Annotated in this window: 13 protein-coding genes; 11 read left to right on the forward strand and 2 right to left on the reverse strand. The window is 47.2% G+C overall.

What is annotated here, in order from left to right:
- Position 1 precedes the first annotated feature (1 nt).
- The 11 genes from ACBP55_RS03085 (at position 2) to ACBP55_RS03135 (ending at position 15672) form a co-directional block, all read left to right on the forward strand.
- On the forward strand, positions 2–979 hold the full coding sequence (locus ACBP55_RS03085) for an HD-GYP domain-containing protein (protein ID WP_464649688.1): 978 nt from the start codon (positions 2–4) through the stop codon (positions 977–979).
- 141 nt (positions 980–1120) lie between these two features.
- Positions 1121–1438 carry a hypothetical protein gene (locus ACBP55_RS03090; RefSeq protein ID WP_464649690.1) on the forward strand — a complete coding sequence of 106 codons (318 nt, stop codon included), beginning with the start codon at positions 1121–1123 and terminating at the stop codon, positions 1436–1438.
- Positions 1439–1580: 142 nt separating this feature from the next.
- Positions 1581–2570 (forward strand): UV DNA damage repair endonuclease UvsE, encoded by a 990-nt coding sequence (gene uvsE / locus ACBP55_RS03095; RefSeq protein ID WP_464649692.1) that lies wholly within the window; start codon positions 1581–1583, stop codon positions 2568–2570.
- Positions 2571–2670: 100 nt separating this feature from the next.
- The gene (fabI, locus tag ACBP55_RS03100; protein WP_029194483.1) at positions 2671–3441 is read left to right on the forward strand and encodes an enoyl-ACP reductase FabI; all 771 of its coding nucleotides are present in this window, start codon (positions 2671–2673) and stop codon (positions 3439–3441) included.
- Positions 3442–3631: 190 nt separating this feature from the next.
- Positions 3632–4492, forward strand: a complete 861-nt coding sequence (locus ACBP55_RS03105; protein WP_464649694.1) for an inositol monophosphatase family protein — start codon at positions 3632–3634, stop codon at positions 4490–4492.
- A 177-nt stretch (positions 4493–4669) separates the two neighbouring features.
- Entirely contained in the window at positions 4670–6181 is a 1512-nt protein-coding gene (gene glpK, locus ACBP55_RS03110) for a glycerol kinase GlpK (RefSeq protein WP_464649696.1), read from the forward strand.
- Between the two features lie 719 nt (positions 6182–6900).
- Entirely contained in the window at positions 6901–7878 is a 978-nt protein-coding gene (locus tag ACBP55_RS03115; RefSeq protein ID WP_464649698.1) for a sugar kinase, read from the forward strand.
- Positions 7879–7907: 29 nt separating this feature from the next.
- Complete coding sequence (locus ACBP55_RS03120) at positions 7908–8570, forward strand: bifunctional 2-keto-4-hydroxyglutarate aldolase/2-keto-3-deoxy-6-phosphogluconate aldolase (RefSeq protein ID WP_029194479.1); 663 nt, start codon at positions 7908–7910, stop codon at positions 8568–8570.
- 131 nt (positions 8571–8701) lie between these two features.
- Positions 8702–9415, forward strand: a complete 714-nt coding sequence (locus tag ACBP55_RS03125) for a VOC family protein (protein ID WP_464649701.1) — start codon at positions 8702–8704, stop codon at positions 9413–9415.
- 381 nt (positions 9416–9796) lie between these two features.
- Positions 9797–12328 carry an RNA polymerase recycling motor HelD gene (gene helD / locus ACBP55_RS03130; protein WP_464649703.1) on the forward strand — a complete coding sequence of 844 codons (2532 nt, stop codon included), beginning with the start codon at positions 9797–9799 and terminating at the stop codon, positions 12326–12328.
- 338 nt (positions 12329–12666) lie between these two features.
- Positions 12667–15672, forward strand: a complete 3006-nt coding sequence (locus tag ACBP55_RS03135) for an alpha-mannosidase (protein ID WP_464649705.1) — start codon at positions 12667–12669, stop codon at positions 15670–15672.
- A 126-nt stretch (positions 15673–15798) separates the two neighbouring features.
- Here the strand turns inward: ACBP55_RS03135 and ACBP55_RS03140 are convergent, their stop codons facing one another.
- Together ACBP55_RS03140 and ACBP55_RS03145 are read right to left on the reverse strand one after the other, a co-directional pair.
- Positions 15799–15924: a DUF6254 family protein gene (locus ACBP55_RS03140; RefSeq protein WP_244280079.1), complete on the reverse strand. Its 126-nt coding sequence runs from the start codon at positions 15922–15924 to the stop codon at positions 15799–15801.
- Positions 15925–16071: 147 nt separating this feature from the next.
- Positions 16072–20622 (reverse strand): glutamate synthase-related protein, encoded by a 4551-nt coding sequence (locus ACBP55_RS03145; protein ID WP_464649707.1) that lies wholly within the window; start codon positions 20620–20622, stop codon positions 16072–16074.
- Positions 20623–21487: the final 865 nt, after the last annotated feature.

The following is a 21487-nucleotide window of genomic DNA, read 5'->3' on the forward strand; positions in this document are numbered from 1 at the left end:
CATGATAAATCCCATGAACAAGGTTAAGATAAATAATTGGCTAGTACGGAAGACCACTGCTTATACTGTATTCTTCTTCATCGTTCTGTTTGCCGTAGTATTGATTGACGAGATTTACCCCAGAGAAAATTTAACAAGCATGTATCTTGTTCCCTTAGTCGTTGCAGGCTTTGCATTCTGGAAACACCTATCTGTACAAATTATTGTAGCTGGTGTTCTGACATGGGTTAATAAGTTTTATTCTCCATACGGCCATTTACTAAGTATACATGTGGTTGTATCTCAGTGGCTAACCTTCACATTAGCCATATTGTCCGTATCCACTTCAATTAGGTTTTATATTAGAGATAAAGAGAATACGCTGAATCTAACTTTTGCACTAGCAAAATCTTTGGATTCCAGAGATGCGCACACAGCATTTCATTCAGAGAATGTAGCCAAGTACGCTTTTTTAATAGCCAAAGAACTGAAGCTATCCAACCGCGTATGTGATCATATTTACTTAGGGGGTCTCCTACACGATATCGGGAAAATAGGGGTGGCGGAATCTACGTTATCGAAGCCAACGTCTCTAACCGAAGATGAATATAATGCAATTAAACAACACGCTATCATTGGTTATAACATGGTTAAGCATATTCCCTCGTTCAAAAAGAACGGTATTTTGGATATGATCCTATACCATCATGAAAGGTATGATGGTACCGGTTATCCTGAAGGGTTAAAGGGTGAGCAAATTCCCCGATTAGCCCGAATCTTGTCTGTTGCTGATTCATTTGATGCGATGACTTCAACACGAGTCTATAGAAACAAGTTGGATGTGGCGTATGCTACCAACCAGCTACGAAAGAATCGGGGGACACAATTTGACCCTGAAATTACCGACGTTTTTCTTAAGATACTGGAGAAAAAAGGCCCTCATATTTTATTGCATATGGAGGATATCAAGAAGGCCCGTACTAGCTTTGTAACAAGCTAACCAGGTGTACCAAACACATTAAATTTGTTTTCGGCAAAAGTCACTCTCACCATAGGTACTACAAGAATTTAGTACTTATTCTATCTAGTCTGAAGAACTACAATGTACCTAGTAGATATTCAGATTGGAGCGTGAAAAAGGATGAGACAAACGTTTTTGACGGACAGGAAGTTTATTGCCTATTGGCTTTTCAATATAGGGTTAGGTATACCAACCCCTTATGTACTTATTTATTTGATCTTTGGGTTTTATGGCTTTATGTCGCCGCCAACGATGCATGATCGGTATATGGCTGGTGGGGTGCTTTGCGTTTACTTGTTAGTTTGGTTTATCGGAAACTATCTGTGTCTGCGAAAAGAAGATCGAGGCACCAAGTACGGTATGCTAGCGTTAAGCTTGCTGCCGCTTGCGATTTCGTCTTTTATCAGCTTCAAAATCATAACATCCATTTCGTCCTAAATGAGGTGAGTTATGTATGTGCGGCGGCTCCAAAGGGCACCCTATGAAAGGAATTTTTGCATCAACTATAATTAAATGCATTCGTACAGAGGACGATATAAGCCGTTTATTCCTGCATATTCTTTTTGGAGGTTAACCTTGCATGATTATTCGCCTTGGGTATGTGGCTATGTCGACGGTAGTCAAGAACGCGTCCCCTTCCAAAACGATGACAGTCACGAACTTCAGCAAGCTTCTGGACCGAGATGCGGCCATTCGGAAGCTTGAGCGGCTTGGCGCCGAAAATCTGCATAATACGCTTAGATTGCTCAGGCACAATCGTGCGCATGACATCATGGTTTTTCGTTTTTCCTCCAGGCTGATCCCGCTCATTGGACATGAAATGTTAGGTGACTGGGACCCCATTTCCATACTTTCTGCTGAATTTCAAGAGCTTGGCAGTTACGCTAAGCAGGCTGGCATGCGCGTAAGCTTTCATCCGGATCATTTCACTGTCCTGAGTACGCCCAAGGAAGATGTGCTGCAGAAATCAGTGGAGGATCTAGAGCGCCATACGGCAATGTTTAATGCGATGGGGCTGGGGATGGAAGCCATGTGCAATATTCATGTAGGTGGTTCCTACGGCGATAAAGAGAAAGCGGCTGTACGATTTATTCGGAATTTTTCCACGTTGCGCCCTGAAATCCAGAGGCGGATCACACTTGAGAACGATGATAAAACCTTTACTGCGCAAGAGACACTGGATATTACAGAAAAGGTGGGAGCGCCTATGGTGCTGGATATTCATCATCATGCGGTCAATAACAATGGGGAGGATGCGGCTGATCTCTGGCCGCGGATCCAACAAACGTGGTCGAGACAGGCGAGCGAGCTGTCGGAACAGGCTGCCAATTTACTCCCGCCGAAAATCCATGTTTCAAGTCCAAAAAGTGAAAGTGATCCAAGAAGTCATGCTGACTATGTGGAGGTAGGTCCTCTTATCACATTCCTACGTACGATTGCTCCAATTACGCCAAATCTCGATATCATGATTGAAGCGAAGATGAAGGATGAAGCGTTATTTCGCCTCATGGAAGACCTCAAAGTGCAAGAGGGAGTTTCAGTTCTCGATCAAGCCTCAGTCCAGCTATAACCGTTCAGATTTACTTCTTGAATTGTTGGACAAAATGAAGTACTTTGGAGAGTGGGAATGAACGACGCACAATCCATTGTGAGAGGGGCTTCAGAATACCATGAGTCAATTGTTAACCGGAAAAAATATACTTGTAATGGGTGTTGCCAACGACCGCAGCATCGCTTGGGCTATAGCTCAATCCTTAGCGGCACAAGGAGCCAATCTTGTTTTTACGTTTGAAAATGAGCGTGTTGAGGAACGTGTTCGCAAGCTCGCAGATACGATTCCAGGCTCTACCTTGATGCCTTGCAACGTAACTGTAGATGCTGAGATCGAAACGCTTGCATCTACACTCAAAGAGAAGTTCGGTGTGCTTCACGGTCTCGTACATAGTATTGCATTTGCTAAAACCGAAGAGCTGGACGGGCTGTTCGTTGACACTTCGCGTGATGGTTTCGCATTAGCGCATGACATCAGCGCTTACTCGCTTGTAGCGGTATCGAAACGGATTTACCCGCTGATGACAGAGGGCGGAAGCATCATGACGATGACCTACCTCGGCGCTGAGCGCGCGATGAAGAATTACAACGTCATGGGCGTTGCCAAAGCAGCGCTGGAAGCTAGCGTGCGCTACCTGGCGAATGACCTTGGCCAATTCGGCATTCGCGTGAACGGTATCTCCGCTGGCCCGATTCGCACCTTGGCTGCCAAAGGCATCAAAGATTTCAACTCCATCCTGCGCCAAGTGGAAGAGAAAGCGCCGCTGCGCAAAACAACGGATACAGCCGAAGTAGGCGACACAGCGATGTTCTTGATGAGTAACCTTTCCCGTGGGATCACAGGTGAAGTTATTTATGTAGATGGTGGGTATCATATTGTGGGTATTTAATCCCTCATACGAAGAGATTCCGTATTGCCTTATGGGTGATACGGTTTTTTTTACGGAAAAAACAGGCGGATTCTAGTTGAAATGTAAAATTATACGAATATTTTGGGATGAAACGCACTAGAATTAAAAGCGTATAATTTACTATACTGGAGTTACCAATTAAATTAATGAAAAGAAAGAGCTGATATAAATGGTAAATAGTAAGGTGGAGCCTTTCGTGGTGGGCAGTAAGAGCTTTACAGCAGTGGCCATTAATACGGCAGCCAAGGCTGGGCAATGGATTAAGAGCAAGCTGGGAGACATTAACCGTGTGGATACGAAGTACTCCTCTCAGGATTTGGTCACTGAGGTGGATAAAGGTTCAGAGAAGCTAATTCGTAATTTGATCATGACTCATTTCCCAGATCATTCCATCCTTGGTGAGGAAGGCGTGGAGCCTGGACCAGAGGCATCGGCCAGAGCGCTTCAAGCGATGAGTGATGAGGAGTATCTCTGGATCGTGGACCCGATCGATGGGACGACGAACTTTGTTCACGGTTTTCCGTTCTACTCCGTTTCAATTGCGCTGGCACATAAGGGTGAAATTATTGTAGGTGTCGTTTATGACCCTTCGCGTGACGAGCTGTTCGTCGCTGAAAAAGGGAAAGGTGCCTATATGCACGGCAATAAGACGACGGTTTCGCTCGATAGCAAGCTATCCGAAAGCTTGGTTGCAACCGGCTTTCCTGCAGACCGTGACGGCGCACTCCCGATCAATCTTAGAGGGACACTGGCTTTGGCGCCAAAAGTAAGGAATCTTCGCTCCGGAGGGTCGGCAGCGCTGCATATGGCTTACGTTGCAGCTGGACGATTAAGCGGTTTCTGGGAGATTGGTCTCAGCGCATGGGATGTTGCTGCAGGCTCGTTGTTGATTCAAGAATCCGGCGGTAAAGTGAGCGATACGGCTGGGAATCCCTACAAGCTTTCCGTGCGAAACGTGCTTGCTACCAATGGTCAAATTCATAACGAACTTCAGCAGGAGTTGGCTGGAGCGGAAGCGACAGGATTGTAAGCTTGTGAAGCATACCTGATATTGACAAACCAACTGCTTAAAGTATTATAAAACTATAATTTAATTTAGCTGCGGAGCCTAGGAGAACAGCAAGTTTATTTCAAAATTGTACGTAACCATGCGTGCATTTGGAATAGCTTGCTGTTTTCTTTTTCATACTTTTGGAGGTTGATGACCATGGAAAAGAAATTTGTGCTTTCATTAGATCAAGGAACGACGAGCTCTCGTGCTATTTTATTTGATAAATCAGGTGCCATTATGGGCGTTGCTCAAAAAGAGTTTACACAATTTTACCCAAAGTCAGGTTGGATTGAGCATAATGCCGAGGAGATTTGGGAGACGCAGCTTGAGGTGCTCAAAGAAGTTTTGATCCAAAATCATGTGCATCCGCACCAGATAGCAGCTATCGGGATCACGAACCAACGCGAAACAGCGGTTGTTTGGGATAAACTTACGGGCAAACCTGTGTACAATGCGATCGTTTGGCAAAGTCGGCAAACCATGGACATTTGTAATGAACTGAAGGAACAGGGCTTTGAGTCGAAAGTACGCCAGAAAACAGGACTGCTGATTGATGCGTATTTCTCCGGTACGAAAGTAAAATGGATACTGGACAACGTACAAGACGCTAGAGAAAAAGCCGGTAACGGCCACTTGTTGTTCGGCACCATCGATACTTGGCTCATTTGGAAATTGACCGATGGTAAGGTACATGTAACGGACTATTCCAACGCTTCGAGAACGATGATGTACAACATCCACGAATTGCAATGGGATCAAGAGCTGCTTAACATGCTGAATGTCCCTGCATCCATGCTGCCGGGCGTGCGTCCTTCCAGTGAAGTGTACGGTGAGACGTCCAAAAGTTTGTTCGAAGTGCAAATTCCTATTGCCGGAATCGCTGGTGACCAGCAAGCGGCATTGTTCGGACAGGCGTGCTTCGAAGAAGGCATGGCCAAAAATACTTACGGGACAGGCTGTTTCATGCTTATGAACACGGGCTCCAAAGCTGTTGCTTCTCAAAACGGACTGTTGACCACGATTGCATGGGGCTTGGATGGTAAAGTGGAGTACGCGCTGGAAGGCAGTATTTTCGTTGCGGGCGCTGCGATCCAATGGTTGCGTGACGGTCTTAAGCTTATTGAGAAGGCTTCTGATTCTGACAAGCATGCAGCCTCTGTGGCTAGCGCTGATGGGGTGTATCTTGTGCCTGCTTTTGTGGGACTAGGCGCACCTTACTGGGATATGGAAGCTCGGGGGGCGATCTTTGGGTTGACGCGTGGAACGACAGAGGATCATTTTATACGTGCAGCCGTAGAATCCTTGGCCTATCAAACGAAAGATGTGCTGGAAGCCATGGAAGCAGATTCGGGCATCCAATTACAAAAGTTGGCGGTTGACGGAGGCGCAGTGGCGAACAACTTCCTGATGCAGTTCCAGGCAAACCTTCTAGGCACAGACGTAGATCGTCCTCGCGTGCTGGAAACGACAGCGCTAGGCGCAGCTTATTTGGCTGGTCTAGCAGTTGGTTACTGGGCAGGAAAGCAAGATATTATCCAGAACAAGGTGATCGAGCGTACGTTCGAACCATCGATGGAATCAGCTGAGCGCGATGGGTTATATGAAGGCTGGAAAACAGCTGTTCAAGCAACAACGGGATACAAACGGAAGAAAGAGCAATCGGCCTAATTGAACCATATGGCTCTCTTTTTTCTATATATTTCAATGAGACGGACCACTTGTGGTTGCCTGATTGGCCCGAGTACTCCGAATGCTGCGATTCCGACTAGAAATTATCCCTTGCCCGCCGAACTGTTGTATTTTGTGCAACAATCCGGCGGTTTCTTTGGACAAATTGGCTTTTTGTTGTACGGCGTACAACAATTTGCTGGGAATCGCTCAGAAATAGGCGTTTTAAGCTCGAATTGTTGTACGAAATACAACAATAGCAGGCTACTCTGGCGTAAGGAAGGTGTATTGTTGCACAAAATACAACTTGGACTATCGTGAACTCGGGGAATTTCAATTTGCAGATACCCAACATGTGGCGGATGCCCAAGGACTAGTGATAATGAATGAATCGACAGTCTCCAAAGTACAACGACAAAAATAAGCAAGCGATAGTTTAAACATATACGTCTTCGGCGTAACTTTCTATGAAATAACCATTACAAACATATTATCTTTAAAAATTCGCTTATCTGGACAGCTTTCGGGATGGGAGAGAACGGTAGAGAGATTGCTGAAATTATCCATAGCTTGATCGAGGATCTCGGGCTCTTGCCACAGTAAGTCAAGTCTGGTATAAACACTCTACATGCACTATAATATGAAATATATCGTTTGTTTAAACGTTTCAATTAACTGGACACGCATAGGCGTGATCGGGAAATGGATGGAGAGCTTCTATGACGGCAAATATACAATCGCATTCAGGATCTGGCCCGGATATCATCACATTTGGGGAAACGATGGCACTGCTCATGCCCTCCGGTGGCAAGGGATTGGAATATTCATCTGAGCTTCACAGCTTGTTTGGTGGTGCCGAAAGTAATGTAGCTATTGGGATATCACGGCTTGGCGGCAAGGTTGGCTGGTTCGGACGATTAGGCAAAGATCCTTTAGGACGCATGATTTTCAAAAAAATCCGTGGTGAAGGCGTCGATGTTTCACGTGCTGAGCTAACAACAGAAGCTCCTACGGGGCTGATGATGCGTGAAGTACTTATGGGCAAAACGTCTGTTTACTACTATCGTAAAAATTCAGCAGCTAGTCAGATGAGTGTGAATCATTTGGATGAGGCTTATATCGCTGGGGCCAAAATCCTGCATATCACAGGCATCACTCCTGCCTTGAGCGAGTCTTGTAAGGAGGCGGCTTTCGAAGCTGTTCGCATGGCTCGTAAGCATGGCGTCAAGGTCAGCTTTGATCCTAATCTGCGATTAAAGCTTTGGAGTATAGAAGATGCGCGTCCCGTGTTATTAGAACTAGCTAAGCTTTCTGATATTTTCTTGCCTGGTTTAGATGAACTGAAGCTGCTCTACCAGACAGAGGACTGGGATGTTATCGTGAGCAAGCTGCGTGAATTATCAGCGATATCCATCGTCAAAGGTGGAGAGAATGAGACATACGTCGTAACCTCAGATAGCGTTACAGCAGTTCCTTATTTCAAAGCAGAGCGTGTGGTGGATACCGTTGGAGCGGGCGATGGTTTTTGTGCGGGCTTTTTGGTGGGCATGTTAAAAGGGTATGAATATGCGGAGGCCGTGCGCATCGGTAACCTCGTTGGCTCCTTGATCGTTCAGACCGAAGGAGACTGGGAAGGCGCTCCGACTTGGGAACAAGTGGATGCCGTACTTAACGATGTTAAGCATATAGAACGTTAAAAGCTTGAAATAGAAGGGTGTAGATTCTAATGAAAAAAATAAAACTTATCCAACAAATATCAAGTGAAGGTGTCGTTGCCGTTCTACGTGGCGATACGCCAGAAGAAGTCGTGGCAATGGCCGATCAAGCCATTGCTGGCGGTATTAAGGTCATCGAGGTCACAATGACCGTGCCTTTCGCGCTGCGCGCTATCGAGGAGCTCGCGAAGCGCTACTCGAGCACAGCGCAGGACGCGGCCAAGTACGCGATCATTGGGGTGGGCACAGCCCTTGACCCCGAGACGGCGCGTGCCGCGATCCTCAGCGGGGCCGAGTTCGTCGTCGGCCCCTCGCTTAACCCGAAAACGGTTGAGCTCTGCAACCGTTACAGAGTTCCCGTCATGCCAGGGTGCATGACGATTCAAGAGATTCAGACGGCGCTTGAGCTCGGCGTCGATATCGTCAAGCTCTTCCCGGGCAATCTCTACTCGCCCGCGATGATTAAGGCCATTAAAGGTCCGCTGCCGCAGGCGAACATTATGCCGACCGGCGGCGTCTCGCTGAGCAACCTCGGCGAGTGGATCCAGGCCGGCGCCGTTGCCGTCGGCATCGGTTCCGATTTGACTAGCGAAGCCGTCAAAACGGGCAATTTCAGCCTTATCGCCAAGAAGGCTGCTCAATATATCGAGGCCTATCAAGCAGCCAAAAAGTAGGAAATTCGCACGCTCCGTCGAAATGATGACGGAGCGTATTTTTTTTGAAACATGAACAATTGGTACATCCTATCTAGGACAATGACTTGCTGCCCTCGAAGTTAGTTTGGATTAATGAAAGGAAAGAGACGATGAATCATGGCAAAGCGAAGCTGCTGCTGGAGGTCGATAATCTTCAGAAGTCGGTGGGTTTTTATACCAAACAGCTAGGTTGGGAATTGGTAGAGGCAGCTCCTGAGGGCCATGCAGCTTTGTTTCGCATTTGGTTGAACGATGAAGTTGTATTGATACAGAGAGGCCAGCTAACTAAGCAGGAGCATGAATTACAAGAGGCTTACCTAACTCGTTGGTTACAGCCCAAGCCTTCCAGCCCTAAAATTGGGGATCTCATTTACATAGGGGTTAGCTCCGTTAACGAAGTGGAAAAAAGCTTGAAGGAAAACGGATGGAATGAGCTAAGAAAAGAAGAAGAGCCGGGGCATATTCGTAAGGTTTTTGTTCCAGCCGTAGATGGGTATACCTTCGTTTTCTGGGAGGAACTTTTTGCTTCGGATGATGAAATTATGAAGATGTACGCGGATGGAATAGTTGAGTTGGAATGTGCCGTAGATGGCCTATCTGACGAGCAGCTCAATTTAGCGGAAGCACCGGGGAAATGGTCGATTCGTGAACAAGTGCTGCACCTGATTGATTTGGAACTAGTTACGATCCATAAAGTGAAATTTGCCCTAGCGGAGCCGGGCGTGCCTACCAAGGAAACAGTTTTTCGCAGGATGATTGGAGTGTTAGTCTTCATTATGCGACTAGGCCAATTACATACGAAGTGCAGCTGTTTCGTAGTTTAAGGCAGCATATCCTTGGATTATGTGAATATCTGCCGAGTGCCCTTGAACGGACAGTTATTACCACAAATAATCGCGAAGAGTCGGTTGCTAGATTGCTCAAAATGATGGCAGGACATGCTAGGCACCATGTAAGGGCTGTGGAACGGATTCGTGAACTTCATGGCTATTAATTTCGGTTACAGCATGCTATAAAAAATGCGGAAAAACCCAAGCGCACAAGCTCTTGGGTTTATTTGTTGATTTTAGGCAGGTGAATTGATATGATAAAGAGTGATTAGGAAAAAATGTATTAAATAACATTATTATCCTAAAATAATTATAGCATCAAGACAACCTTCGTGTCAAATTTGCATTTTATATGGTCTGAAAAGAGGTGTTGTAATGAATTTAACTAAGCAGGATTGGGCAGATGAGGAACAAAGGGTTCAAGAAGTAACAGCAAAGATACGCATAAGAATGACAGGGTTAGAGGATGAGGTTGGCAAGGTTCAATCGGATGTTGTTGAGATTCGCAAGCATTATTGGGATGAAGTCACGATGGATATGAGTACGGCCGAAGACGCGGCAGAATCGATTGCAAGTATGCGGCAGCAAGCAGAGGTGCTATCTGAGCGAGAACGCACGCATCGACAGGCAGCAGTAGCTTTAGGCAAGTTAAAAAGACTTGTGAATTCCCCTTATTTTGGGCGCATAGATTTCAAGGAACGAAATGAGAGGCAAGGAGAAGCCATTTATCTGGGCATTGCTGGCTTTTTGGATGAGCAGGAGGATCACTATCTGGTTTATGATTGGCGAGCGCCTATATCCAGCCTTTATTACGATTATGCGCCTGGGGAAGTAGCCTTTACGACACCGAACGGCATGGTAGAGGGACAAATGCTGTTGAAGCGCCAATTTGTTATTCGCGACAGCCATATTCAGCTGATGTTTGATACGGGAGTGACGATCGGAGACGAATTGCTGAAGCAAGTGCTCAGTCGAAGCTCTGATGCGCAAATGAAGACGATCGTGGCGACGATTCAAAAAGAACAAAATCGCATTATTCGAAACGACAAAGCCCAAATGCTCATCGTGCAAGGGGTAGCTGGCAGTGGGAAAACTTCGGCTGCGCTGCAAAGAGTCGCCTACTTACTATATAAGCATAGAGATCAGTTGAGTTCAGACCAGATGGTGTTATTTTCACCGAATCCGCTTTTTAATCATTATGTGTCTACGGTATTGCCGGAATTAGGCGAAGAAAATATGCAGCAAACGACCTATCAGGCCTATTTGGAGCATCGATTGGGTGAAGAGTTTGAGGTGGAGGACTCATTTACGCAATTGGAGTATGTGTTAGCGCGGGAATGTTCATCTGAAAATGGGGAGAATGCCCAGGAACATATCCCACAGAGGGATGAGGAAATTGATTACAACGCTCGGTTAAGCGGCATTCATTACAAGTCATCGCTGGAGTTCCTAGCAGTCATACATGCTTATCAGGAGCGGTTAATGCATGCAGGTATGCTATTTAACCCTATTAAGTTTCGTGAAAAAGAAGTTTTGAGCGCAGCTCGATTGGTGGAGCGGTTTTACAGCTATGATCCGGCGATTCGGCTGCCGAACCGATTGGAATTAATGCAAGGCTGGATGCTGGAACAGTTAGAGCTCTTTGCAGAGCTTCAGTTGGAAGAAGCTTGGGTTGAGGAGGAGATTGAGCTTCTCAGCAGCGAAGATTACCAACTTGCTTATCTAAAGCTGCGTAAAATGGAGCGGGGGCATGGAGCCACGTTCGATGATTTTGATCAGGAGAGAGTGCTGCTTGCACGCGTTGTTATTAAGGAACATTTGAAGCTGGTAAGGAGCGCTGTGAAGCGGCTTGAGTTTGTAGATCTGAGTGAATTGTATGGGCAATTGTTTCGAGAAGAGACTCGTGAAGAGGAAACCATGCATGATTTGAAAGTAGATCAGGGGAATCCGATAGAGAATAATGGGAGACCAATAGAGAGTCAGGGGAATCAGAGAGAGAATCAAGGGAGTCTGATAAAGAATAAGCCGCCCTATTGGTCGGCTATCTGTGAGCGGACGCTGAAGGAGCTGGCGCAGGCCAGGCTGCCGTACGAGGACGCGACGCCGTTCTTATACATGATGGAAGCGGTCTGCGGCTACCAGACGAACGGCTCCGTACGCCACGTCATCATCGACGAGGCGCAGGATTATTCTCCGTTTCAGCTGGCCTACCTGAAACGGCTCTTCCCGCGCTGCCGGATGACAGCGCTCGGAGATCTGAACCAGGCGATCTATTCGCACGCTTCCGCGTACAGCGAAATCGATCCAATCGCCGCTCTGTATGGGCCGGAGCAAACGGAGGTTATCCGTTTGCATCGCAGCTACCGCTCCACGCGCGAGCTCGTGGAGTTCACTCGCGGCATCGTGCCTGGCGGCGATGCCATAGAGCCCTTCACCCGCAGCGGCGCAAAGCCGCGGGTGATCAAGGTCAGCGATCGCGGATCGCTGCATAGCCTGCTGGCAGCCGAGATCGATCGGCTGCTCGGCGAAGGCTATGCCTCTATCGCGATCATCGCCAAAACCGCGAGCGAGAGCAAGCTCGCGCACCAAGCCCTAGAGCCCCAGCTGCAAGTGCCTCTGGGGCTCATCACCAAACATAGCCCGACCTTCGAGTCGGGCGTGCTGGTCATCCCTTCGTATCTCGCGAAGGGGGTAGAGTTTGATGCCGTACTCCTCTATGACGGTTCCCGTCATCAGTACGGATATGAAAACGAGCGCAAGCTGTTCTACACCGCTTGCACCCGGGCTATGCACGAGTTAAGTATATTCTCGCTAGGTGAGCCAAGCGGCTTTATCACAGATCAGCCGCAAGAGGTGTACGAATACATTGATTTAACGTTGAGTGGAGTATCTGACAGCCGATCATAAGCAGTGAATCTGGAGCCCCTAAGACTTTGAACTTGGGGGCATTTTGTTGAACAAATATGAATAAAGTTCTATTCATAAACAATATACACGATATAACAAATTATTTAGCTAGAAAGAAGGGGCTTAATTGGTTGTCAAACAGACATCGAGGCCAGTACATCAGCAAGTATAAGAGAACGAAAGAGACTTAACTCTGGCTTTGCAGCAGAGGTGAGTTTTTTTTGCTTGTATTTTTCTGCTCAAAACATTAAACTAATTGATATATATGATATATTTATTATTGTTATATGTTTATGATAGCTTCATACATATTTGATCAAAGGACGGTGCAGCTCTACATGCCATACACGCCAATAAAGGTGGAAACCCTTAAGCAGACGCTTAATCGAATCGAAAATCATATCTACATGCCGGTTTCTCAACTGTCAGCCATCGCATATGTAACGAAGGAGCCTGTATCATTCGAGCAAAGAAGGTCGGGGCAACGCCTCGAAGTTCGCCCGGGAGAGAAGTGGGGGGATTTGTGGGACTGTGCTTGGTTTCATTTCGAGGGTCAAGTGCCGCGATCGGCTGCAGGAAGCAAGGTCGTGCTGCTGATCGATGTTAACGGAGAGCTGTGCCTTGTTGATGAGGAAGGAACACCGACGCAAGGGCTCACAAACGTGAACTCGGAGTTTGACTTGACGCTTGGCTTACCTGGTAAACGCGTGGTGCAGATCGCTTCTAGCGCATCGGGGGAAGAGATTATCGATCTCTGGGCTGATGCTGGCAACAACGATTTGTTTGGGCGTTACAGGAGCGGAAAGTTGAAGGAGGCTCAAATAGCCATCTGCAGTGAGGAAACAAGACAGCTATTTTACGATTATGAGGTGCTGCTCGATCTGGCCAAGCATCTAGAGGATCAATCTGCAAGAAGAGCGCGTATCCTTCAAGCCCTTTATGACGTTCATCTATTGCTCAGGGATATGTCAGAAGAGAACGTAGTGCAAGCTAGACGTATTCTGGCTCCGTCCTTAAGCAAGCAGGGCGGGGATCCAACACTGACGGCCACCGCAATTGGACACGCGCATATCGATTTGGCGTGGCTGTGGCCTATTCGTGAGACTTATCGCAAAGGGGCTCGGACTTTTGCCACCGCTCTGCGTATGATGGAGCAGTATCCCGATTACGTTTTCGGAGCTAGTCAGCCTCAATTGTACGAGTGGATCAAGCAGCAGCATCCCAAATTATATGCTGAGGTCAAGCAGCGCATTGCAGAAGGGCGCTGGGAAGTACAAGGCGCCATGTGGGTGGAGCCGGATTCCAATATTGCGGGAGGAGAAGCGCTTGTAAGGCAAATCCTCCTTGGGAAACGTTTTTTCCAGCAGGAATTCGGACAAGATATGAAGATGCTGTGGGTTCCAGATATTTTTGGTTATTCAGCTAGCCTGCCTCAGCTTTTACAGAAGTCCGGGGTCGAGTATGTGATGACACAGAAGCTGTCGTGGAACGTCCATAATGATCATCCGCATCATACTTTTTTCTGGGAAGGGCTGGACGGAAGCCGCGTGTTAACGCATTTGCCGCCAGAAGATACTTACAATGGCCCTGCGCTGCCAAGGTCGATTCTGAAGGCTGAAAGGGATTATTTGGACAAAAATGTATCCGACCATTGCCTCGTCGTGTTTGGAATTGGAGATGGCGGCGGCGGACCAGGAGAAGAGCACCTGGAGCGCCTTCAGCGTGAGCGAAATCTCCAAGGACTTATCCCGGTGAAACAGGAGCCTGCCCTGAACTTTTTTGAGAAGCTGGCTGCGAACAAAGAGAAATATAAGACCTGGAAAGGTGAACTCTACCTTGAGAAGCACCAAGGGACGTTCACCAGCCAAGCTCGCAATAAACGATATAACCGGAAGATTGAAAAGGCGTTGAGGGAGCTTGAATTCGCTGCTTCACTCCATTTCGCTTACGGAAACGAGTATCCGTCCGAGGTTCTTGGAACGATCTGGAAGGAAGTACTGTTGTACCAATTCCACGATATTTTGCCTGGTTCTTCGATAAAGCGTGTATTCGACGAATCTCTTGAGCGTTACGAAATATTACTAGCTAGAGTAACGGAGCTAACCGAGCAAATGTACCGCGGCTTTGCATCCTCCATATCGACGCAGGGCGCTGAACGTCCGATGGTTATCTTCAATTCCCTTCCGTGGGAGCGCAGCGAATGGATGCAGCTCAATGATCAATGGATACAGGTCACGACTCCTGCAATGGGCTATCAGGTTATAGATTTGGCAGCGATATCGGAAGGCTCCTCATTTGAAGTGACGGCTGTGAGCGATACACTTGAGAATGAGTTGATCAAGATAGCGTTTGGATCGGACGGAAGCATTTTATCGATATTCGACAAAGAGTTAGGCAGAGAAGTAATCGCTGCCGGTGAAGCGGGGAATGTGTTATCCATTTATCATGATGACGGCGATGCTTGGGACTTCCCTGAGGATTATGCAGGAACGAAGCCTGCGCAAATGAAGCTCATGCAATCGAAGGCTTACGTCAGCGGACCAAAAGCAGTGGTAGAGCAGGAGTATCACTACGGCAAGTCCGTACTCACACAAAAAGTTATTCTAACGGCGGGCAGCAAACAAATCGATTTTGAAACGGATGTCGACTGGCAGGAAGATAGTAAAATGCTGCGTGCTGCTTTCCCGGTCAACGTGTATGCCGATCAAGTGAATTGCGAAATTCAATTCGGTCATCTCAAAAGACAGACTCACCGAAATACGTTGTGGGATTACGCTAAAGACGAAATTTGCGCTCATCAATGGATCGATCTTTCCCAATTGGACTTCGGTGTCGCTCTCTTGAACGATTGCAAGTATGGCTATAGTGTTAAAGGCAACGTTATGGATATTAATTTACTTCGCAGTCCATCGTACCCGGATCCGACTTGCGACAGGGCGCGCCATCAGTTCGTATACGCCATTTTGCCGCATGAAGGGGATTTCATAGAGGCGGAAGTCTACAAGCAAGGCTATGAATTAAATGCTCCGATATCCGCGGTCTTGGCGAGTGCAGAAGAAGGCGGACTGCCGAAGAAGTATTCCGGTTTTGAGATTGAAGGTGCCAAGGTCATGATTGAAGCGGTGAAAAAAGCGGAAGACGAAGACGCTCTCGTTGTTCGCCTTTATGAAACTTCTGGAGCGAATGGCGATATCAAGCTTTTGGTTCATCTTCCTCACCGAGAGGCAGTGCTTGCCGATTTGATGGAAAACCCATTGGAGCCGTTGAAAGGCGCTGACGGACACTACCAGCTTTCCTTTACACCGTTCGAGATTAAAACCGTACTCATCCGCTTGTTGCATTAAAATGCCAAGTTACGCAATCCTAGTAAGTTAATATCAAAGCAAAGAGCCCGATAACCGCGTTTCATTAGAAACGAGATTACCGGGTTCTTTGTGTTGGTCCCTCTTTCGACGGGAGAGGGGAGTTACTTACTTCTTATGTTCCGCTTCATATTCACTGGCGAATTCCTCCAGAGACTTCACCTTACCATGTGGATTGTGAGCTTGTTTGCGGCTTTTCCATGCTGCTTCATCGCGGCGTTTCGAGTGGCTCATAGCTAAAAACCTCCTATGGTATGCGGATGGGTGACGCTACTTAATAAAATGCGATGGTTGAGCACATTTTATGCACTGGGTGCAAATTGTTCCCATGAAAAAAAGCTCCACATGACCTGTTAAGGCCCTGTGGAGCTTTTGAATGATCTATTCCGTAGCAACGGATTGGTCAGCTTGCATGTTGACCGGGGAGATACGGATGAAGTTAGCTTCAAGATTGCTTAGCAAACCTTCGATTTTTGCTGCTGCATCGGTTTGACCGGATTTAGCAAGCTCAGCGTGGTAAGCTGTGAGCAATTCAGTAAGATCTTTTTTGCTTTGTACGCCAATGGTCTCAAGTTTAACTTTCGCGCCTTTAGCGATACGACGTTCGATGGCTGCTTGATCTAGACCCATTTCTGGCACAAGACGTTGGTAGATCACGCCGCCAGTCATACCTGCGCAAATCCATGGACCTGGATCGCCCATAACCACGGCACGGCCGTTTGTCATGTACTCGAACGCGAAGCCTTTGAGGTTCGCACGAGCCGCAAGTCCGCCAAGCTCATCACGCAATGGCGTTGTGATCTCGCCGCCGAATACGACGTCAGCACCGGAGAAACGGATACATGCGCGAGTATCTGCGCTGCCTTGGATCAAGAACAAGCCTTTTTGTGCGCCGTAACCGAACGATTTACCAACGCTGCCGTTGATGAAGGTGTTGTTTTTGCCAAGTGATTTAACAATCGCCACTTTACCGCCGAAGGCCATTTTACCAAGACCATCCTCAGCCCCGCCGTGAACAGTAATGTCTACGCCGCGCGCATTGAAGGCAGCCAGACCGTTTCCTGGTACGGAACCGTCGATCAAGTTCAGCGCGACTGTTGGTAATTCATCGTAGCTGCCGTCGAAGCGATCTCTCACACGATGGCTGGAGTAACGAGCACCGAGAATACGGGACTCAGCATCCACTTTGGACCAGTTGCGAACGATTGGAGCATCAAGAGCCAAAGATTCTGGGAAGAATTCTAGACCTTCTGCACCTGCAGCGATACGGATATCGGATGATACAGCCGCTTCTTCCATCGCTCTTTCAGCATCAGAGATGAACTGAAGTGGAGCTGGACGAAGGATGTCGGACAAATCAATACGATCTACGTGGCTAATTTGTTCCAATAGATCGGAACGGCCAACGAGTTCTTGCAAGCTTTTGAAACCAAGGGATGCAACAACTTCGCGTACTTCTTCACCGATACCACCAAACAAACGAACCAAACTGTCTACAGCTACGTCGAATTGACGAGGTACGAAACGGCGAAGTCCTTTTTCTTCCGCTTCTTCCATGGAATCGATTTGTGTTGCAATACCAACGTGACAAGTATCTAAATGACAGCCGCGGCAAGTTGTACAACCGATCGATTGCATTGCGATACTACCGAAACCTGCACGGTTTGCACCGAGCATAACCATTTTAACAACGTCGCTACCTGATTTCAGACCGCCATCGGACCACAGCTCAACGCGGTGACGAAGACCAGCTTCAATCAAAGCAACGTGAGCAAGCTTCGTACCGATCTCCGTAGGAAGACCAACGTGAGTCAAGGAGTGAATACGAGCCGCGCCTGTACCGCCGTCAAAACCGGAAAGCGTAATTACGTCAGCGCCTGCTTTCGCTACACCAACCGCAATCGTACCGATACCCGGTACAACTGGGATTTTCACGATAATTTTCGCTTTACGACCGCTGCCTTCTTTAAGCTCGGAAATGATTTGCGCCAAATCCTCGATCGAGTAGATGTCATGGTTGTTAGAAGGAGATATCAGGTCAGAACCAATGGTTGCGTTACGAGCAGCAGCGATTTTCGCTGTTACTTTGGATCCTGGCAAATGACCGCCTTCACCCGGTTTAGCCCCTTGACCAATTTTGATCTCAAGGAAAGCGACCGCGTTAGCGAGTTCTACGTTAACACCGAAACGTCCGGATGCGACTTGCGCACCACGCGTTTTTTTATAACGGCCGAGCATATCTTTAATCTCTCCGCCCTCGCCGTTCATGGTGACCATGTTCAGGCGTTCGCCGGCTTCAGCGTAGGCACGGAAAGCTGTTTCATTTTGTGAACCGAATGACATCGAAGAAATCAGCATCGGCAAGGAATGACCGCCAATGGAGATATCAACTTGCGACGGATCGAGTGCCTTACGGCCTTCGCTCAGTGCTTTGTCAATATTGAATCCAGCAATGTGACGAATGGAAATCGGGTTCTTCTTTTCTTCTTCACGCAGTTTGTCGCGGTAGTCGCTATAAGGAGCAGCGCCTGAAGCGGCGTCGCCTAATGCTTTCCACATACGTTGGAAGAAACGGAAGTTTTTCGCTGCTTTTGCTTTTGGATTTGTGAAGTCTGTATAACGTAATTCAGCATCAGCTTCGAGCTGGGCAAAGCCAGTTCCCGCTTTTTCGCTGCCGAGGTAGTTCACGATATCTAATACTTCAGCAACTTCCGGATGGAAGCCGATGGAGGAGAAGAAACGTGTGTAACCGCGAAGCTCATGAGTACCGATCGTGGAAATAACTTTCTCCAGACCTTTCGTCAATGCTGCATATACTTTACGAGCTGCTGCTGCATGGCCTTCTTTATCAGAAGCCGTTGAGAACAACAGGTATGGTGAGATAACGTCTGCGCCAAGACCGCAAGCTACAGCGATATCATGCAAGCTGCGAATGGCAGCGGAACGCAAGATCAAAGTAACATGGCGGCGCAGGTTGTCGCCGAAACCGAGTTTTTCCGCACGAAGTGCGATATCGATTTTGGAAACGGCCAGATGCGGCTCAAGCCACAAACGGTCATTCTGATGAGCTTCTGCATCGTCAAGAACGATCAGTGCAGCGCCACCACGAGCAGCAGAGATAGCAGCAGCAGCCAGAGCGTCCAAGCCATCACTCAAAGAAGTTCCACGAGCGAAAGTACTGGAAAGCACAGCTACAGCATGATCTCCTTGTGCACGGAACAGGGCTAGCAATTGCTCATAAGAAGGTTGAGACAAGTGCTCTTCGCTATCTACGCCATTCGTACCTTCAAGAACAAGTGGTGCCAGAAGCTCAAGACGCAGGTTGTTATCTACTTGAGCATAAACAGGAGTACGAGTACCGGCAATGATACGTGTGGAGAAATGCTCCATCTCACGGTCACGGTCAATCGCAGGATTCGTAACAACCGCTACGCTTTCTTTAATAAAATCAGGCACGTTCTGGCGTTCCCAAGCAAGAGCAGCGTGAGGTGAATCGTGACCCAGGGAGCGGATTGGTTCTGCACCTGTTTCAGACATCGTTTCGATGTGTTGAATACCGTCACGATCCCAACCAAATGCACTGTACAATTGGTCTGTCGCTACAATGTTCTCATTAAGCTCAGCTTGAGTATCCGTTTTTGCAGGATTCAGATATTTCCGAAGTCCGCCAATATTCAGACGTTTGCTTGCGCGCTCGTACACTAAAGTTTGCACTTCGTGGTAAGGAATAACTTGAACGTGTTCACCTGGTGTGAGAACAACGCCTACTTTTTCGCCTGGTGCAATTGGTTTCGGATCAGCGACCATGTCACCAACCGTAATAACACCCTGCTCCGAGGAGAAGTACAAGGAAGTTTCGCTCTCCACCATCCATACCGGACGAAGACCAAGCGCATCCACACTAAAAATACATTCATTGCCATAACGAGAAACGATACCTGCAGGACCTTGTGCAAAATGGCCCCATACTTGACGGTAGTACACATATAAATCTTGAAGCTCCGGACGGAACTGTTTCATTTCATTAATAATAGGAGGGAATACCATTTCCATCGCTTCGAAAAGGGACAAACCAAAACGGTGAATGAACGTTTCAATCGTTCTGTTCATATCTTGGGAGTCAGAACCTCCGCTAACCAGCGGTACGCCAACCATGTCTGCTTCAATGCGAAGTTTCTTAACCGTGTTAATTTCACCATTGTGCCCGAGTAGGGAGAACGGTTGAACGCGGAAGAAGCTGGACAATGTGTTTGTCGAATAACGGTTGTGACCAATGGTAACTTGGGAAGCGAACAATGAATCACGAGTATCGTTAAAATATTTAGGAAGGATGCTTGCAGCTCCTAATACTTTGTAAGCAGATGTAACATTGCTTAGTGTAGCAACGTGAACATTGTAACGATCTTCAATCGCGATATGCAGTTCAAAAAGGTGATCGGCTACTTGGCCTTCCGTTTTGTTCGCAATCGCTGCAATTTGCCAGAAAGTAGGCTCATCGTTCAAGCCGTTAGGGCCTAAAACGCTGCTATCGACTTGATTCTCTTGCTCGAGAATGATGGATACATCATGGGAAGCAAAGAGCTCACGAATGCCATTCTGGATTTCGGTAACGGTCAGGTCAAGCTTGCGCGGAACAAAGATATGTCCAACAGAAAAACGGTTGTCGTAAGCAAGCTTGCCGTCCAGACCCGCATCTGTTAATTTCTTTTCCCAAAGGGCACGTGGAATATCCGTTAAAATACCGCAACCATCGCCTTCACCGTTGATAAAACCCGAACGATGCTCCATTTTTACAAGGGCTTCAATCGTTTTTTGGATGTTATCACGGGAAGGGTGACCATTCTTTTCAATAATACAAATAATACCGCAGCTGTCGTGTTCGGTTCCTAGGAGATCTTGAAAACGGCCTTCATTACGCATCAATTCATTCATTGCTCTGGTCAGTCGCCTGACCGTCACCTCCCATACATATTTAAACTCCTCTTGCACTACGCTTCTTGCATTCTTGCATTGATGAGCCCGCAACCCTAGCATTTTCAAGGAATTACCCACAAAGGGGTCAAAACCGAAATATGCAAGAATGTGAATAAAAATGCAATATTATTGAATAGCATACCAATTTCAAGGAAATAATCCCCTCGAAATGAGGCTCTAATCGACCTGTTTTAAAGTAAGGCATTACACACAAAAATCGGCAAAGAATTTGTCAATCATGCCCTAACTTTCTAGGAAAATACTGTGAAAACAAGACATTTCGCGAAAAGGGTAAAAGTAATCTTAGAATAGCATGAAAAAGTTCATCCGACAATAGTTGCAGATCGAAAACACAAATGTAAGCGTTACCTTTTTTGCATACTGGTGAATAAAACCATATTTCTCATGGCTTGGGGTACTCTTAAAATACGAACGAACTACAATCCATATAGGATCATAGTTCGTTTCTGGGACATGTAATGGTAGAAGTTGGGGCTGTTTGAGGTTAGGGAAGTTGTTGTGATTGTGAAGATGTTGAGATGTAGAGCAGGGGTAAGGGCAAGAGCGAGGGCGAGAGCAAGAACGAGTGCAAGGGCGAGAGCAAGAGCAAGGGTGGGAGCAAAAGCGAGTGTAAGGGCGAGAGCAAGAGCAAGGCAAGAGCAGGAGCAGGAGCAGGAGCAGGAGCAGGAGCAGGAGCAGGAGCATCTATCAGGTGATCAAATGGTTCTATTGGAGAAAATCCAATGGAAGTGCCTTAAAAAGTGTAAAATCACAGATTTCAATGGATTTTTTCCAATGAAATCTGTGATTTTAGGGTGTTTAG

Source organism: Paenibacillus sp. WG02, from assembly GCF_055396115.1.

Bases quoted from the DNA above. Each gene is read 5' to 3' on its own strand.
- ACBP55_RS03085 (WP_464649688.1), top strand. From the start codon at position 2: ATGATAAATCCCATGAACAAGGTTAAGATAAATAATTGGCTAGTACGG.
- ACBP55_RS03090 (WP_464649690.1), top strand. From the start codon at position 1,121: ATGAGACAAACGTTTTTGACGGACAGGAAGTTTATTGCCTATTGGCTT.
- uvsE (WP_464649692.1), top strand. From the start codon at position 1,581: ATGATTATTCGCCTTGGGTATGTGGCTATGTCGACGGTAGTCAAGAAC.
- fabI (WP_029194483.1), top strand. From the start codon at position 2,671: ATGAGTCAATTGTTAACCGGAAAAAATATACTTGTAATGGGTGTTGCC.
- ACBP55_RS03105 (WP_464649694.1), top strand. From the start codon at position 3,632: ATGGTAAATAGTAAGGTGGAGCCTTTCGTGGTGGGCAGTAAGAGCTTT.
- glpK (WP_464649696.1), top strand. From the start codon at position 4,670: ATGGAAAAGAAATTTGTGCTTTCATTAGATCAAGGAACGACGAGCTCT.
- ACBP55_RS03115 (WP_464649698.1), top strand. From the start codon at position 6,901: ATGACGGCAAATATACAATCGCATTCAGGATCTGGCCCGGATATCATC.
- ACBP55_RS03120 (WP_029194479.1), top strand. From the start codon at position 7,908: ATGAAAAAAATAAAACTTATCCAACAAATATCAAGTGAAGGTGTCGTT.
- ACBP55_RS03125 (WP_464649701.1), top strand. From the start codon at position 8,702: ATGAATCATGGCAAAGCGAAGCTGCTGCTGGAGGTCGATAATCTTCAG.
- helD (WP_464649703.1), top strand. From the start codon at position 9,797: ATGAATTTAACTAAGCAGGATTGGGCAGATGAGGAACAAAGGGTTCAA.
- ACBP55_RS03135 (WP_464649705.1), top strand. From the start codon at position 12,667: ATGCCATACACGCCAATAAAGGTGGAAACCCTTAAGCAGACGCTTAAT.
- ACBP55_RS03140 (WP_244280079.1), bottom strand. From the start codon at position 15,924: ATGAGCCACTCGAAACGCCGCGATGAAGCAGCATGGAAAAGCCGCAAA.
- ACBP55_RS03145 (WP_464649707.1), bottom strand. From the start codon at position 20,622: ATGAATGAATTGATGCGTAATGAAGGCCGTTTTCAAGATCTCCTAGGA.